Annotated in this window: 14 protein-coding genes; 11 read left to right on the top strand and 3 right to left on the bottom strand. The window is 69.6% G+C overall.

The features are described 5' to 3' along the window. The first annotated feature begins 148 nt into the window (after nucleotides 1-148). Together D9R14_RS14385 and D9R14_RS14380 are read left to right on the top strand one after the other, a co-directional pair. Entirely contained in the window at nucleotides 149-1,564 is a 1,416-nt protein-coding gene (locus D9R14_RS14385) for a Do family serine endopeptidase (RefSeq protein ID WP_121624025.1), read from the top strand. An 11-nt stretch (nucleotides 1,565-1,575) separates the two neighbouring features. Continuing rightward, entirely contained in the window at nucleotides 1,576-2,886 is a 1,311-nt protein-coding gene (locus D9R14_RS14380; protein ID WP_121624024.1) for a replication-associated recombination protein A, read from the top strand. A gap of 144 nt (nucleotides 2,887-3,030) precedes the next feature. Here the strand turns inward: D9R14_RS14380 and D9R14_RS14375 are convergent, their stop codons facing one another. Next, nucleotides 3,031-3,297: a PepSY domain-containing protein gene (locus D9R14_RS14375; RefSeq protein WP_121624023.1), complete on the bottom strand. Its 267-nt coding sequence runs from the start codon at nucleotides 3,295-3,297 to the stop codon at nucleotides 3,031-3,033. 224 nt (nucleotides 3,298-3,521) lie between these two features. Here D9R14_RS14375 and crcB point away from each other — a divergent pair, with 224 nt between their 5' ends. The 8 genes from crcB to D9R14_RS14335 all read left to right on the top strand — a co-directional run bounded on the left by crcB (nucleotide 3,522) and on the right by D9R14_RS14335 (nucleotide 10,639). Then, nucleotides 3,522-3,905, top strand: a complete 384-nt coding sequence (gene crcB / locus D9R14_RS14370; protein WP_121624022.1) for a fluoride efflux transporter CrcB — start codon at nucleotides 3,522-3,524, stop codon at nucleotides 3,903-3,905. Between the two features lie 98 nt (nucleotides 3,906-4,003). Beyond that, on the top strand, nucleotides 4,004-5,083 hold the full coding sequence (locus D9R14_RS14365) for an RluA family pseudouridine synthase (protein WP_121624021.1): 1,080 nt from the start codon (nucleotides 4,004-4,006) through the stop codon (nucleotides 5,081-5,083). Between the two features lie 262 nt (nucleotides 5,084-5,345). Further along, nucleotides 5,346-5,972 (top strand): TRAP transporter small permease subunit, encoded by a 627-nt coding sequence (locus tag D9R14_RS14360; protein WP_121624020.1) that lies wholly within the window; start codon nucleotides 5,346-5,348, stop codon nucleotides 5,970-5,972. A gap of 76 nt (nucleotides 5,973-6,048) precedes the next feature. Continuing rightward, on the top strand, nucleotides 6,049-7,911 hold the full coding sequence (locus D9R14_RS14355; RefSeq protein ID WP_121624061.1) for a TRAP transporter large permease: 1,863 nt from the start codon (nucleotides 6,049-6,051) through the stop codon (nucleotides 7,909-7,911). A gap of 90 nt (nucleotides 7,912-8,001) precedes the next feature. After that, nucleotides 8,002-8,790 (top strand): zinc ribbon domain-containing protein, encoded by a 789-nt coding sequence (locus D9R14_RS14350; protein WP_121624019.1) that lies wholly within the window; start codon nucleotides 8,002-8,004, stop codon nucleotides 8,788-8,790. A gap of 13 nt (nucleotides 8,791-8,803) precedes the next feature. Then, nucleotides 8,804-9,484 carry an HAD-IA family hydrolase gene (locus tag D9R14_RS14345; RefSeq protein ID WP_121624018.1) on the top strand — a complete coding sequence of 227 codons (681 nt, stop codon included), beginning with the start codon at nucleotides 8,804-8,806 and terminating at the stop codon, nucleotides 9,482-9,484. A 22-nt stretch (nucleotides 9,485-9,506) separates the two neighbouring features. Further along, a complete protein-coding gene (locus tag D9R14_RS14340; protein ID WP_121624017.1) occupies nucleotides 9,507-10,283 on the top strand; it encodes an ATP12 family chaperone protein in 777 nt (258 codons plus the stop codon). Nucleotides 10,284-10,291: 8 nt separating this feature from the next. After that, nucleotides 10,292-10,639 (top strand): TfoX/Sxy family protein, encoded by a 348-nt coding sequence (locus D9R14_RS14335; protein WP_245420813.1) that lies wholly within the window; start codon nucleotides 10,292-10,294, stop codon nucleotides 10,637-10,639. 3 nt (nucleotides 10,640-10,642) lie between these two features. Here D9R14_RS14335 and D9R14_RS14330 read toward each other — a convergent pair whose 3' ends face one another. Together D9R14_RS14330 and D9R14_RS14325 are read right to left on the bottom strand one after the other, a co-directional pair. Next, nucleotides 10,643-11,467 (bottom strand): class I SAM-dependent methyltransferase, encoded by an 825-nt coding sequence (locus D9R14_RS14330; RefSeq protein ID WP_121624016.1) that lies wholly within the window; start codon nucleotides 11,465-11,467, stop codon nucleotides 10,643-10,645. 251 nt (nucleotides 11,468-11,718) lie between these two features. Further along, the gene (locus tag D9R14_RS14325) at nucleotides 11,719-13,347 is read right to left on the bottom strand and encodes a DEAD/DEAH box helicase (protein WP_121624015.1); all 1,629 of its coding nucleotides are present in this window, start codon (nucleotides 13,345-13,347) and stop codon (nucleotides 11,719-11,721) included. A gap of 305 nt (nucleotides 13,348-13,652) precedes the next feature. On the opposite strand from D9R14_RS14325, the gene D9R14_RS14320 reads away from it, so the two are divergent. Beyond that, nucleotides 13,653-14,819, top strand: coding sequence for an MFS transporter (locus tag D9R14_RS14320; protein ID WP_121624014.1), 1,167 nt, complete (start codon nucleotides 13,653-13,655; stop codon nucleotides 14,817-14,819). Nucleotides 14,820-14,854: the final 35 nt, after the last annotated feature.

The following is a 14,854-nucleotide window of genomic DNA, read 5'->3' as shown; positions in this document are numbered from 1 at the left end:
GGCCGCGCGCCGCCGGCCGCGCAGGCGTGTCCGCATGCCGCCTCCGAGCCCCCAGGTAGACGCCGCGCCGGCTCTGGCGCAAAAGAGGGCGCGGAACCGGTGCCGGGCGGGGCGGCCCTATGCGAGAGGTTTTGGGATGAGAGGAACCATGCTGGTCGCGGGCGCCTTCGGCTGCGCCCTCGCTCTGGCTGCCGGCACCGCCGGTGCGCAGCAGCCGCAGCCGCGCGTGCCGGCGTCGCGCGCCGAGGTGCAGCTCTCCTTCGCCCCGGTGGTGGCCAAGAGCGCGCCGGCGGTGGTGAACGTCTATGCCCTGAAGGAGCAGCGCGCCCGCAGCAATCCGCTGTTCGACGATCCCTTCTTCCGCCGCTTCTTCGGCAATCGCGGGGCGCCCGGCCTCGGCGCGCCGGAGCGCATGCAGCGCTCGCTGGGCTCGGGCGTCATCGTCGACCCTTCCGGCCTCGTGGTCACCAACTACCACGTGATCGAGCAGGCGGACGAGATCCGCATCGCCCTCAACGACAAGCGGGAGCTGGAGGCGGAGGTGCTGCTGCGCGACCAGCGCACGGACCTCGCGGTGCTGCGCATCAAGCGCGAGGGGAAGGAGACCTTCCCCATCATCGAACTGGGCAATTCGGACGAGGTGGCGGTGGGCGATATCGCGCTCGCCATCGGCGATCCCTTCGGCGTCGGCCAGACGGTGACGCAGGGCATCATCTCCGCGCTCGCCCGCACCCAGGCCGGCATCTCCGACTACCAGTTCTTCATCCAGACCGACGCCGCCATCAATCCCGGCAATTCCGGCGGCGCGCTGGTGGACATGGCGGGCCGGCTGATCGGCATCAACACCGCGATCTATTCCCGCTCCGGCGGCTCCCACGGCATCGGCTTCGCCATTCCCGTCAACATGGCGCGGGTGGTGATCGAGCAGGCCAAGAGCGGCGGCAAGGCGGTGCGCCGGCCCTGGCTCGGCGCTGCGCTCCAGCGGGTGACGGCCGACATCGCCGAGGGCCTCGGCCTGCAGCGGCCCACCGGCGTGCTGGTCACCTCGGTGGTGGAGGGCGGCCCGGCCGCCAAAGCGGGGCTCCGCAGCGGCGACCTCATCGTCGCCGTGGAAGGGCAGGCGGTGGATGACCCGCAGTCGCTCAACTACCGCCTCGCCACACGCCCCATTGGCGGCAAGGCGGCGTTCGCCATCGCCCGATCGGGCAAGGACATGGCGCTGGTGGTGGTGCTTGAAGGCGCACCGGAGACCGTGCCGCGCGAGGAGATTGTGCTCAAGGCGCGCTCGCCCTTCGCCGGCGCCACGGTGGTGAACCTCTCGCCCGCCGTGGCGGAGGAGCTCAGGGTCGATTTCGGCGCCACGGGCGTGGTCATCTATGACGTGGACGACGCCAGCGCCGCCGCCGCCGCCGGCTTCAAGGCCGGCGACGTGATCCTGGAGGTGAACGGACAGAAGGTGCTGCGCACGCGCGACCTCGACATCGCCATCCGCACCCCGCAGCGCGCCTGGCGGGTGGTGGTGGTGCGCGGCGGGCGCGCCATCTCCGCCGTCCTGCCGGGCTGAAGGACAGGGCGATGTCGGACCTGTTCCAGGCAGCGGGGCTCGGGGCCGAGGTCGCCCGCCCGCTCGCCGACCGCCTCCGGCCCAAGGTGCTCGCCGAGGTGGTGGGGCAGGACCATCTGGTGGGTCCGGACGGCGTGCTCTCGCGCATGCTGGAGACCCGCTCGCTCGGCTCGCTCATCCTCTGGGGGCCGCCGGGCACCGGCAAGACCACGGTGGCGCGCCTTCTGGCCAGCGCCACCGATCTGCATTTCGAGCAGATCTCGGCCATCTTCTCGGGCGTCGCCGACCTCAAGAAGGTGTTCGAGCAGGCCCGCGCCCGCCGGCTCACCGGCAAGGCGACGCTGCTGTTCGTGGACGAGATCCACCGCTTCAACCGCGCCCAGCAGGACAGCTTCCTTCCGGTGATGGAGGACGGCACGGTGACGCTGGTGGGCGCCACCACCGAGAACCCCTCGTTCGAACTCAACGCCGCCTTGCTCTCGCGCGCCCGGGTGCTGGTGTTCAAGGCGCTCGATGCCGAGGCGATCGCGCGCCTGCTCGCCCGCGCGGAGGAGATCGAGGGCAAGGCGCTGCCGCTCACCGAGGAGGCGCGCTTCGCCCTCGTCAACATGGCGGACGGCGACGGGCGCGCCGCGCTGACCCTGACGGAAGAGGTCTGGCGCGCCGCGCGGCCGGGCGAGGTGTTCGACGTCGCCGGCCTCGCCGAGGTGGTGCAGCGCCGGGCGCCGATCTACGACAAGAGCGAGGACGGGCACTACAATCTCATCTCCGCGCTGCACAAGTCGGTGCGCGGATCGGACCCTGACGCGGCGCTCTATTATCTCGCCCGCATGCTCGACGCCGGCGAGAGCCCGCTGTTCCTTGCCCGCCGCATCGTGCGCATGGCGGTGGAGGACGTCGGCAATGCCGACCCGCAGGCCCTGGTGGTGACGAACGCCGCCAAGGAGGCCTACGACTTCCTCGGCTCGCCGGAGGGCGAGCTGGCTTTGGCGCAGGCGGTGGTCTATCTCGCCACCGCGCCGAAATCGAATGCCGTCTACAAGGCCTTCTCCGCCGCCAAGCGTGCGGCCAAGGAGGGCGGATCGCTGATGCCGCCCAAGACCATCCTCAACGCCCCGACCAAGCTGATGAAGGGCGAGGGCTACGGCGCCGGCTACCGCTACGACCATGACGAGCCGGACGCCTTCTCGGGCCAGAACTATTTCCCCGACGCCATCGGCCGGCAGAGCTTCTACCACCCGGTGGAGCGCGGGTTCGAGCGCGAGATCCGGAAGCGCATGGACTATTGGGCGCGCCTGCGCGCCGAGCGCGGGGAAGCGTAGGGGCAGGGTGGCGCCGCCTCGCGTGCGGCCGGCTGGAGCGGGCTTATCCCGACGTCATCCCCCGGCTTGTCCGGGGCATCCACGGTGTCGCCGCCAGCCGTCCACGAACAGGGGCGAAGCGCGGCGTCGCTCAGCCTCGATCCGTCAGGTGTCGAGCTTCTTCTCCACCAGCGTCATGTCCGGCTTGAACTTGAAGTCGTATTTTTTGCCGTCGGCGCAGACCGCGTTGTCCACCTCGAACAGGCCGTCGTCCATTTCAATGGTTCCCGGCTGGCAGGTGTGGGCGGACAGCGCCGCCGTGATGCGCGCCCGCTCGTCGTCGGTCACGGGGCGGTCCTGCGCGCGCGCCGCGCCGGCGGCTGCGACGAAGGCCAGGGCGGGGATCGTGACGGAGAGAACAAATCTGCGCATCGGCGTTTCACTCCTTGAAACTCGGGTCGGGGACCTCCCGCAGGGGCATGCCTGAAACGAAACGCGCGACCGCCCCCCTTCGTCCCCCGGCCCAGGTCACAATCGCGAGACGGGCGCTGCACCAGACGCGCCCCATGCCCAACGAAGGGCTGGCGCGGCAGCGCTTGTGGTGTCATGTCCGCGTCGGTCGAGTGCGCTTCAGCGCGTCAGCGAGGGGTCCCGCCATGCATCCTGCCGTGATCGTGTTCCTGGGCGCCGGGCTGGGCGGGGTGCTGCGCCACCTCGTGAACCAGTGGGTGCCGCGCCTGTTCGGCACGGGGTTTCCGTTCGCGACCTTCGTGGTCAACGTTTCGGGCAGCTTCATCATGGGGCTCGTGATCGGCTATCTCGCGTTCAAGGACGGCGAGCACTGGACCCAGTCCATGCGGCTGTTCCTCACCACCGGCGTGCTCGGCGGCTACACCACCTTCTCCACATTCTCGCTCGACTTCTTCTTCCTGATGGAGCGCGGCGAGCACACGCTCGCCGCCGCCTATGTGATCGGCTCGGTGGCGATCGCCTTCCTCGGCGTCTATGCCGGCATGGCGCTGATGCGCACCATGAGCTGAGATAATGCCGCTGAGGCGCCGCCGCGTGACGGCGCGCGCGCGATGCTCTATTGGTCGGCGCTCATGGGCGGACGGGCCCGAACGGGAATTTTCCGCTGATGGCGGTCGAGCTTAAGACGGTGACGCAGGACGAGGCGGGCATGCGCCTCGACCGCTGGTTCAAGACCCACTATCCAGACCTCTCTTTCGGGCACCTGCAGAAGCTGGTGCGCACCGGCCAGGTGCGCGTCGACGGCGGCCGCGCGAAGACCTCGACGCGGCTCGATCCCGGCCAGAGCGTGCGCGTGCCCCCGATGGGGACAGACCCGTCGCAGGACTCGGTGGGCGGTGCGGAACCGGCCGGCGCCGGCGGAGCGGGCGCAACGCCTGGCGACGCAAGGGCCCCGGGGGCGGGCGAGGGCGCTGCCGGGCGGGACCGGACCAAGGGCAAGACCAACGAGGATTTGGCGTTCCTGAAGTCCCTGATCCTGTACGAGGACAAGGACGTGATGGTGCTCAACAAGCCGTTCGGCCTCGCGGTCCAGGGCGGTTCCGGCACCTACCGCCACGTCGACGGGCTGCTGGAATCCATGCGCGACAAGGACGGACAGAAGCCCCGTCTGGTCCACCGCATCGACAAGGACACCTCCGGCTGCCTCCTGGTGGCGAAGTCGCGGCTCGCCGCCTCGGTGCTGGCCAAGAGCTTCCGCTCCCGCGAAGCCCGCAAGGTCTACTGGGCGCTGGTGCCGGGCGTGCCAAAGCCGCGCCAGGGCAGGATTTCCACCTATCTCGCCCGCGACGAGGAGGAGGAGAAGATGCGCGTCGCCCGCCACGGCGAGGACGAGGCGAGCCACGCCGTGACCTATTATGCGGTGGTGGACCAGGCGGCGCAGAAGCTCACCTGGCTGTCGCTGAAGCCGGTGACGGGCCGCACCCACCAATTGCGCGCCCACATGGCCCATATCGGCCATCCCATTGTCGGCGATCCGAAATATTTCGACATCGAGAACTGGGAACTGCCCGGCGGCCTGCAGAACCGCCTGCACCTGCTCGCCCGACGCCTCATCATCCCCCATCCTCGCGGCCAGGGCGTGATCGACGTCTCGGCGCCGCTGCCGCCGCACATGGCGCAGTCGTTCGCTGTGCTCGGCTTCGATGCCAGCCAGTACGATCCCATCCTGGAGGCGCCGGAGGGTTAGAGCGCGCCGCCGCGCCCGCCCGCCCCCGAGTCCGCGGGTCTTCCGTGGCGGTAACGTTGTGTCAGTTCGGTTTCGCACCTTCGACTTTGGTCGCAGATGCGCTGCGGCAAGTGCCTGGAAGGCCTCGCCGGGCCTGCGCCTGCCGGGTCCACCCCTTGAACCCTGCGCGTTCTCGCATATGGTGCCGGCTCAAATCGGGACGGCCGAAGGTGGTCCCGCAAGAGCGGCCCGAGCCGCTGGCGCTCCGAGGGATCGTTTCATCATGACCATGCTGCTCGCATTCGCCCGAGCCGTCGATGCCGTGAACGCGCGCATCGGCAAGGCCGCGGCCTGGCTCATCGTCGTCGCCATCTTCGTCTCCGCCATCAATGCGGTGGTGCGCAAGGCGTTCGACTACAGCTCCAATTCCTGGCTGGAACTGCAATGGGTGCTGTTCTCGGCGGTGTTCCTTCTCTGCGCCTCCTGGACGCTGATGGACAACGAGCATATCCGCATCGACATCGTGAATTCCCATCTGCGCAAGCGCGTGCGCGACGGTATCGACATCTTCGGGCATGTGTTCTTCCTGCTGCCCTTCTCGATCCTGCTTTTGTGGACCTCCTGGCCGTTCTTCCTGACCTCGTTCGAGATCAACGAGCAGTCGCTGAACGCTGGCGGCCTTCCGCAGTGGCCGGCCAAGTTCCTGGTGCCGCTCGGCTTCTTCTTCCTGACGCTGCAGGGCTTCTCCGAGCTCATCAAGCGCGTCGCCATCTTCACCGGCAGGATGGAGGACCCCCACGAAGGATCGGGCGGCAGCCACGCGGCGCTGGCGGCGGAAGCCGAGCGCCTGCTGGCCGAGGCCAAAGTGCCCGCCAGTTCCAAGTCCGTCCCCAGCGCAAGCGGCGAGTGAGGCACAGATGAAGACCCGCTTCCCGCTCGCCGCGCTGGCGCTCGCCCTCGGCCTCCTCATCGCCCTCGCGCCCGACATGGCGTTCGCGGCCGAGCCCGGCTTCAGGGGCTGGTTCATCCACAACATGGCGCCGATCATGTTCGCGGCGCTCGTGGTGTTCCTGCTGCTGGGCTACCCGGTGGCCTTCTCTCTGGCCGCCAACGGCCTGATCTTCGGCCTGGTCGGCATCTGGCTCGGCCTGTTCGAGCCGTCCTTCCTCCAGGCGCTGCCCGAGCGCGTCTACGGTACCATGAACAACGAGGTGCTCCTCGCGGTGCCGTTCTTCACCTTCATGGGCCTGATCCTGGAACGATCGGGCATGGCCGAGGACCTGCTCGACACCATCGGCCAGGTGTTCGGCTCGGTGCGCGGCGGGCTTGCCTATGCGGTGATCTTCGTCGGCGCGCTGCTCGCCGCCACCACCGGCGTGGTCGCCGCCTCGGTGATCTCCATGGGCCTGATCTCGCTGCCCATCATGCTGCGCTACGGCTATGACCGGCGCGTCGCCTCGGGCGTGATCGCGGCGTCCGGCACGCTCGCCCAGATCATCCCGCCCTCGCTCGTGCTCATCGTCATGGCCGACCAGCTGAACCGCTCGGTGGGCGACATGTATGAGGGCGCGTTCCTGCCGGGCCTGATCCTCGCCAGCCTCTACGCGGTGTACATCTTCCTCGTCTCCACGATCTTTCCCGGCGCCGCGCCCGGTCTGCCGCTGGAGGCGCAGACCCTGCGCGATCCCGACCAGAAGAGCGGGCCATCGCGCGTGCTCGGGGCGATCGCCGCGGCGGGCTTCGCCTATTTGATTGCCACCGGCTCGCTGCCGGGTCTGACGGCGGGCCTGCTGCCGGGCATCGCCAACACGCTCGCCTGGGGCGTCGTCGCCTTCCTGCTGCTGTACTACGTGCTGTCCGGCGCAGCGAAGCTCCTGACGCCCTCCTTGTTCATCACCCTCGCGCTCGCCATCGCCATCGGCATCTTCCTGATGTGGGAGAGCGGCGTGAAGTTCGGCGCCGACTTTGTGGTGCTGACCATGTCGGCCACGGTGGGCCTCGCCTTCGTCATCGCGGTGCTGAACCGCGTGTTCCGCCTCCGCCTGCTGTCCAAGCTCGCCGAGCAGGTGGTGTTCGTGATGGTGCCGCCGCTGGCGCTTATCTTCCTCGTGCTGGGCACCATCTTCATCGGCGTCGCCACCCCCACCGAAGGCGGCGCCATGGGCTCGGTCGGCGCGCTGGCGCTGGCCCTGGCGCGCGGGCGGCTCAAGTTCGACCTGATGCGGCAGGCAACCTATTCCACCGCCAAGCTCTCGGCCTTCGTGCTCTTCATCCTGCTCGGCGCGCGCGTGTTCTCGCTCACCTTCTACGGGGTGGACGGGCACCTGTGGGTGGAGGAACTGCTGGTCTCGCTGCCCGGCGGGCAGGTGGGCTTCCTGATTGCGGTCAATGCGCTGGTGTTCGTGCTGGCCTTCTTCCTCGATTATTTCGAGCTGGCCTTCATCATCATCCCGCTGCTCGGCCCCGCGGCGGACAAGCTCGGCATTGACCTGATCTGGTTCGGCGTGATGCTCGCGGTCAACATGCAGACCTCCTTCATGCACCCGCCATTCGGCTTCGCCCTGTTCTTCCTGCGCTCGGTGGCGGCCAAGGTGCCCTATATCGACCGCGTGACCGGCAAGAGGATGGAGCCGGTGACGACCGGGCAGATCTATTGGGGCGCCGTGCCGTTCGTGTGCATCCAGCTCGTCATGGTGGCGCTCATCATCCTGTTCCCCGGCATGGTGACGCACTACAAGTCCGGCGGCGTGCAGCTCGACCAGAAGCAGATCCAGCAGCAGTTCGACAACCTGTCGCCGGGCCTCGACATGCCGCCGCCGCCGGCGCTCAATTTCGGCAATCCGCAATAGGAACCGCCACAATGGTCTGCTAAAGGGCGCCCTCTTGCGTGCCGGGCGCTCCGGTTCGGCACGGTGGTTCCAGCGTCCGGAGGCGTGCTTATGGACTCGAGATCGGACTTCTGCCCCGGCTGCGGGGCTCAGGTCTATCCCGAGGAGGCCCATTGTCCCTTCTGCGGGCGCAACCTGAAGTCGCGCGCCTGGGTGCCGTTCGCGGTGGGTTTCGGCGGGGCGGGTGCGGCCCTGCTCGTGGGCGGGCTGGCGTGGTGGGTGCTCGACGCGCTGCCGCCGACCGTGCCGCCGCGGGACAGCGGCCAGCAGGTGGCGGCGCAGACCGCCCCCGCCGATGCCGCGCCTCCAGCCGCGCCTCAGGCGACGCCTGAGGGCGCCGCGCCGGCTGCGGCCCCCTCGGCTCCTGCCTTCGCGCCGCCGCCGGATGCGCCCGCCGGTGCCAGCCAGGCCCTCATCACGCCCCAGCCCTTCGGCTCGATCCAGCCGCCGCCGGCCGCGACGCCCGGCGGGGCCTTGGCGCTCGCCGCGCCGGGACCGGCCGACGGCGGCGTCGGCGAGGCAAGGCTGCCCTTGCCCACCCTGCACAGCCCTCCGCCGGTGACGCCCGCGGACGTGGAAACGCGCAAGGCCTTCGCCAAGCAGACGCAGCAGAAGTTCGTCGAGAACGGGCTCGATCTGACCGTCGCCACATCCGGTGACGACGCGGCGGTGCTGACCATCAAGTTCAATTTCCCCGCCCAGACCGCGGCCGAGCTGATCGTCTCCGGGCCGTTCCCGCGCCAGTGCGCGCAGCGCGGCTTCCGTCAGGTGGTGTTCCTCGATCCCTCGGGCGCGACGTGGCTCTATGATGTGGCGACCCAGCAGATGAGCCAGAAATGAAGGTGGTGGGGGGATGAAGCTGGTCCTGTTCGATTGCGACGGCACGCTGGTGGACAGCCAGCACATGATTGTCGCCGCCATGCACGAAGCGCACGCGGTGCGCGGCGTGGCGCCGCCTTCGCGCGCGACCATCCTCTCGGTGGTCGGGCTCTCCCTGCCGGAGGCGTTCGTGGCGCTCTCCGCCGGCGATCCGGCCTATCCCGTGGAAGCCCTGGTGGAGTCCTATCGCGCCGCCTTCATGCGGCTGCGCGACAGCGAGCCGCCGGAGCCGATGTTCCCGGCCGCCCGCGACGTGCTGGACGCGCTGCGCCTGCGGCCGGACGTGATCCTTGGCATGGCGACCGGCAAGAACCGGCGCGGCGTCGACCGGGTCCTGGCGGCCCACGCCATGGAAGGCTGGTTCGCCACCATCCAGACCGCCGACAGCGCCCCCTCCAAGCCGCATCCGGCGATGGTGCTCCAGGCGATGGCGGAGGTGGGTGCGCAGCCCGAGGACACCGTCGTGGTGGGTGACACCAGCTTCGACATCGCCATGGCCCGGGCTGCCGGGGCGTCGGCGCTCGGCGTCTCCTGGGGCTATCATCCGGTCGAAGAGCTGAAGCGCGCGGGCGCGCACATGCTGGTGGACCGCTTCGAGCAGGTGCCGGGCGCCGCCTTCGCGCTGATGGCGCAGCGCGGCGCGCTGAGCGCCTGAGCCCAGCAGGGGAGGAATGAGCATGCGCGACATCATGGCCGATCTCGGCGCCGGCGAAGCCGCCGACCCGGCCGCGCGCGTGCGCGCCGCGCAGAAGACCGCGCTGCCCAAGCGCTTCTATAAGGACGTGGGCGTGGGCGACGGGGAGGGCGGCTTCAGCGTGCTGCTCGACGGCCGCCCGGTGCGTACCCCGGCCCGCGCGCTGCTCGCCGTGCCCACCCGCGCGCTCGCCGAGGCCATGGCTGCGGAATGGGCGGCGCAGGGCGCGGAGATCGATCCGTTCTCCATGCCCCTGACGCGGCTCGTGAATGTCGCCCTCGACCGGGTCGCGCCGGAGATCGACGCGGTCCGCGACGAGGTGGTGCGCTATGCCGGCAGCGACCTCCTGTTCTATCGCGCCGAGGGGCCGCAGACTCTGGTCGAGCGTCAGGCGCGCCATTGGGACGGCGTGCTGGACTGGATGCGGGAGCAGCATGGCGCGCGCTTCTTCCTGGCCCAGGGCATCCGCCACGTGGCCCAGCCCGAGGACGCCCTGGCGCGGGTGGAGAGACTGGTCCCGCGGGATGCGCTGGCGCTGTCGGCGGTGCATTCCATGACCACGCTCATGGGCTCGGCGCTGCTGGCGCTTGCCGTGGCGGGCGGAGCGCTGGACGCGCCGGTGGCCTGGGATGCGGCCCATGTGGACGAGGATTTCAACCGCGATCAGTGGGGCGACGACGAAGCCGCCGCCGCCCGCCGCGCCGCCCGCCGCACCGAGATGGATGCGGCGGCGCGCCTCCTGGCGCTGCTGCGGTCCTGAGGCGCCCTTTGGACCGCACCTTCCTCGGCGATCTGTTCTCCGCCTTCGGCGCGATCGACGTGCGGCGCATGTTCGGCGGCCATGGCATCTACCGGGACGGGACGATGTTCGCGCTGGAGGCCGGCGGCACGCTCTATCTGAAGGCTGATGCGGCGTTTGGCGGGGAACTGGAGGGGCGCGGGTCCGAACCCTTCAGCTACGTGGCCAGCAACGGCCGGCGCACGGTGATGAGCTATTGGCGCGTCCCCGAGGCGGCGATGGACGATCCCGAAGACCTCGCCGCTTTGTCGCGCCGCGCTTTCGAGATCGCCCGCCGCGCGCCGGCGAAGCCCCGGCGCGCGAAGGCGGCGCGGTAGGCGTCAGGACATGTAGCGGCGCTTGAGCGCCAGGAGCTTGTCGAGCAGCTCGCCGTTGCTTTCGGCGAGCTTGTTCTTCGCGGCGATGACGAAGGCCGGGTAGGGCTCGATCAGCACCGGCACCTTCACGCCCATGAAGTCGTAGACCTTGTAGATGCGCGAGCGGATCTCCGGGCTCGCCATGAGGCCGTCGAGATACTTCTGCGCGAACGACTTGCGGGCGAGGTAGAGCTTCGACGTGCCCATGGCGATGGGCGCGAAGTCCTGGCCCTTCTCGCGGTGCCAGTCGAAGAAGCCGTAGGACACGTCCGGCCAGGCCTGCTTCAGGAAGTCGTCGAGCGCGATCACGCCGCCTTCCGCCAGCGTCGCCGCCGCGAGGTCCAGGTCGTTGATGACGATGTCGTGCCAGTGGCCGCCGTCGACGCTGAAGAAGCGCACCGGGCCGACCGCCTCGGTGATCTCCTGGGGCTTCACGTCGAGCGAGGAGGCCTTGCGGATGATCGTGCGCGCAGGCTCGATGCCGAACTTGCCGAGATTGGCCTCGAACACCGCGCGGTTGCCCTGCCCGGAATTGTCCACGTTCAGCGACTGGTCGTCGAAGATGTCGATGCACAGCGCCTTCTCGCTGCCCGTAAGCGCGAGGCACAAGGGCACGAACGACTTGCCGTGATGGACGCCGATCTCCACCGCCGAGCCGGACACGCCGAGCTCCTGCTGCAGGTCGAGGATGCGCAGGAACAGCTCGGCGTCATTGCGGGCAAACCAGCCGTTCACCTTCTTGCGGCCCGACCGGCAGTAATCGACGAGCCGTTGGTTCTGGACAGACATCTTTGCCTCGCGGGGTCTGGTCTGGTCTCGGGCGTGCTGCACGGCATGAAGCCGGCTGTAGGGCTCCTTATAGTGCGCACGCGAAAGAAGAAACACGCGCCGCGTCAATGAAAGCCTACCGCGGTGCCGATTCCGGAGGTTTTTCCTGTGCCGGGCTGGGCGCCCGGCTTCCCCCTGAATCGAAACGCCCGGCACAGGCCGGGCGCAACGAAAGGGCAGGGGCCTGTCCCGCGCGGTGCGGGACCGCCGGGTCAGCCGGCCTTCACGCGCACCGGGCGCAGGAGGAAGGCGGGCAAATGGGACATGTCGGCGGGCTCGTTCGCCGGGGCCCGCTCGCGCCGCGGGGCGCGCTCGGCGCCGTCGCGGGGGCCGCGGCTGCGCTCCGGACGCTCGGTACGCTCCGGACGCTCGGCACGTTCCGGACGCTCTTGGCGCTCTGGACGCTCTTGGCGCTCCGGCCGTTCCGTCCGCTCGGGGCGCTCGGTCCGTTCCGGGCGCTCCGCACGGGCGAGGCGCTCGCTGCGTTCCCGGCGCGGCGCGCGCTCGGCCCGCTCGGCGACGGGACGCTCGGTGCGCTCGCCCTCGGCATCGCGGGCGCGGGCCGGGCGTTCTGCCCGTTCGGCGCTCTCGCCGCGGGGCGCGCGTTCGCCGCGATCGGCGCGGCCGTCCTTGTCCATCCGGCGCTTGCCGCGCAGGCGGCCGTCCTCGCGGCCGCCGTCCCGGCGTTCGCGACGCTCGCGCGGGGGAGCTTCGCCGATCGGTTCGCCCTGCCAGGGCACGGCATTGCCGATCAGCTTCTCGATCGCCGCGAGCGACTTCGAATCCGCGTGGGTGACGAGGGAATAGGCCGTGCCCGAGCGCCCGGCGCGGCCGGTGCGGCCGATGCGGTGGACATAGTCCTCCGCGTGGTGCGGGACGTCGTAGTTGAAGACGTGGCTGACCGCCGGAATGTCGAGGCCGCGGGCGGCCACGTCGGAAGCCACCAGCAGCGTCGCCTCGCCGGCCCGGAACTGGTCCAGCGCCTTGATGCGCGCGTGCTGGTCCATGTCGCCGTGCAGCGCCACGGCATTGAAGCCGTGCTTCTGCAGCGAGCGGTGCAGCACCGCCACGTCGCGCTTGCGGTTGCAGAAGATGATGCCGTTCTGCAGGCCGTCGCAATTGCGGATCAGCTCGCGCAGCACGTCGCGCTTCTCGAAGTCCTCGCTCGGCGAGGCGACGAGCATCTGGGTGACGGTCGTGGCCGTGGAGGCCGGCTTCGACACCTCGACCCGAACCGGACTCGACAGGAACTGCGAGACCAGGCGCTGAATCTCCGGCGGCATGGTGGCCGAGAAGAACAGCGTCTGCCGGGTGAAGGGCACCAGCTTGCAGATGCGCTCGATGTCCGGGATGAAGCCCATGTCCAGCATGCGGTCGGCCTCGTCGATGACGAGGATCTCGATGCCGGACAGCAGCAGACGGCCGCGCTCCACATGGTCGAGCAGGCGCCCCGGCGTCGCGATCAGGACGTCGACGCCCCGCACGAGCTTGGAATCCTGGTCGCCGAAGGAAACGCCGCCGATAAGCAGGGCAACGTTCACCTTGTGGTTCTTGCCGTAGCGGACGAAGTTCTCCTCCACCTGGGCAGCGAGCTCGCGGGTGGGTTCAAGGATAAGCGTGCGCGGCATCCGCGCACGTGCCCGGCCGTGCTCCAGGAGAGTGAGCATGGGCAGGGTGAAGGCGGCGGTCTTGCCCGTGCCGGTCTGCGCAAGGCCGAGAACGTCGCGGCGCGCAAGAACGTGGGGAATGGCCTGTGCCTGGATGGGGGTCGGCTGCGTATAGCCGGTATCTGCGACGGCCGCGAGAACCTTCTCGCTCAGGCCGAGTTCGGAAAATGACATTGCATCTTTTGGATGCGGCAGCGCGCCGCGATCGAACGTCCCGTGCCGTACGGGCTCAGACGAGTGGTCGTCGGACGGCGCGCTTGGATTCGACATATCTCGGACGACGCATAGCAACATAGAAATATTGTGCGCCGTGTCAATGCATAGATGCAGCCATGCGTTTTCGCGAGGTCTGGCGAAAAGAGCCATGCAGCCTGCCGCTTGACCTGCGGCCCTGCTGATTCCACCCCTAGACACCGGCCACGCCGCCCGCGTGCCGCCTCCGCCCGCGCCTTCGCTCCCGCGATCACCCCACGGCCCGCATGAATTATCTCTACGTCCTGGGTCTCGCGACCTTCGCGAGCGCGTTTTCCATGCGCGCCATCGATCCCATGGTCAATCAGGTGGCGGCGGACCTCGGCATCACGCTTCAGCAGGTGGCGACGCTCGCCTCGGTGTTCACGCTCGCCTATGCGTCCATGCAGCTCGTGTTCGGCCCGATCGGCGACGCGTTCGGCAAGGTGCGCCTGGTGCGCATCAACCTTGCCATCCTGTCGCTCGGCCTCGCGGCCTCGGCGCTGGCGCCGAACCACGAGGTGCTGTTCGTCGCGCGCCTCATCTCGGGCGCCTTCGCGGGCGGGATCATCCCCGTGGTGCTCGCCATGGTGGGCGACCGCGCGAGCTTCGCCGAGCGGCCGGTGGCGCTCAGCCGCGTCCTGTTCGCGCTCATCGTCGGCCAGCTCATGGGCTCTACGGCGTCCGGCTTCATCGCCGAGTGGCTGGGCTGGCGGCAGGTGTTCTGGACCGCGTGCGGGGTGTCGGCGCTCGGCTGCATCGGCTGCATCATCTTCATGTCCGAGCAGCGCGCACGCGAACCGCTCTCCTTCGCATCCGGCCTGTCGCGCTATCGCCTCGTGCTGCGCAATCCGATGTCGTCCAAGCTGTTCGCGGTGGCGGCGGTGGAGGGCGCCTTCACCTTCGGCATCTTTCCGCTGGTGGCGGCGCTCATGGTCGCGCACCATCTTGGCGATGCCATCGAGGCGGGGCTGGTCATCGGCGCGTTCGCGCTGGGCGGCGCCTGCTATTCGCTGGGCGTGGGGCCGCTGGTGCGCCTGCTCGGCCTCAAGGGCATGATCGGCGTGGGCGCGGCCGCCGTGGGCGTGTTCTTCATCGCCGCGGCTCTGGTGCCAAGCCTCGGCATGGCGGCGGCGGCGTTCGCCGTCGCCGGCTTCGGCTTTTACATGATCCACAACATGCTCCAGCTCCTCGCGACGGAGCTCGCGCCCGAGGCGCGGGGCTCGGGCGTCGCGCTCTTCGCCAGTTCGTTCTTCATCGGCCAGGCGGTCGGCGCAGTGGCGATGGCGGGTGTGGCGCAGCGGGTCGGCGCCGAGATGGTCTTCCTGATCGCCGGCGCCTCCATGCTGCTGCTCGCATGGCCCGCCTCCAGGCTCCCGCCGCGCCCACAGACGTCGTCCCCGACCGTGGCCTGAGCGCAGCGGGCGACGCCCATGTCGCTCGTGCAGCC

Origin of the sequence: Xanthobacter tagetidis, from assembly GCF_003667445.1 — a bacterium.
Taxonomy (GTDB): domain Bacteria; phylum Pseudomonadota; class Alphaproteobacteria; order Rhizobiales; family Xanthobacteraceae; genus Xanthobacter; species Xanthobacter tagetidis.
The sequence above is the reverse complement of the archived record's forward strand: the minus strand, read 5'-3'. Positions and strand labels throughout refer to the sequence as shown.

Coding starts and splice junctions, on each gene's coding strand:
- D9R14_RS14365 (WP_121624021.1), top strand. CDS start 4,004: ATGGCGGTCGAGCTTAAGACGGTGACGCAGGACGAGGCGGGCATGCGC.
- D9R14_RS14360 (WP_121624020.1), top strand. CDS start 5,346: ATGACCATGCTGCTCGCATTCGCCCGAGCCGTCGATGCCGTGAACGCG.
- D9R14_RS14375 (WP_121624023.1), bottom strand. CDS start 3,297: ATGCGCAGATTTGTTCTCTCCGTCACGATCCCCGCCCTGGCCTTCGTC.
- crcB (WP_121624022.1), top strand. CDS start 3,522: ATGCATCCTGCCGTGATCGTGTTCCTGGGCGCCGGGCTGGGCGGGGTG.
- D9R14_RS14355 (WP_121624061.1), top strand. CDS start 6,049: ATGGCGTTCGCGGCCGAGCCCGGCTTCAGGGGCTGGTTCATCCACAAC.
- D9R14_RS14330 (WP_121624016.1), bottom strand. CDS start 11,467: ATGTCTGTCCAGAACCAACGGCTCGTCGATTACTGCCGGTCGGGCCGC.
- D9R14_RS14380 (WP_121624024.1), top strand. CDS start 1,576: ATGTCGGACCTGTTCCAGGCAGCGGGGCTCGGGGCCGAGGTCGCCCGC.
- D9R14_RS14340 (WP_121624017.1), top strand. CDS start 9,507: ATGCGCGACATCATGGCCGATCTCGGCGCCGGCGAAGCCGCCGACCCG.
- D9R14_RS14320 (WP_121624014.1), top strand. CDS start 13,653: ATGAATTATCTCTACGTCCTGGGTCTCGCGACCTTCGCGAGCGCGTTT.
- D9R14_RS14345 (WP_121624018.1), top strand. CDS start 8,804: ATGAAGCTGGTCCTGTTCGATTGCGACGGCACGCTGGTGGACAGCCAG.
- D9R14_RS14350 (WP_121624019.1), top strand. CDS start 8,002: ATGGACTCGAGATCGGACTTCTGCCCCGGCTGCGGGGCTCAGGTCTAT.
- D9R14_RS14385 (WP_121624025.1), top strand. CDS start 149: ATGCTGGTCGCGGGCGCCTTCGGCTGCGCCCTCGCTCTGGCTGCCGGC.
- D9R14_RS14325 (WP_121624015.1), bottom strand. CDS start 13,347: ATGTCATTTTCCGAACTCGGCCTGAGCGAGAAGGTTCTCGCGGCCGTC.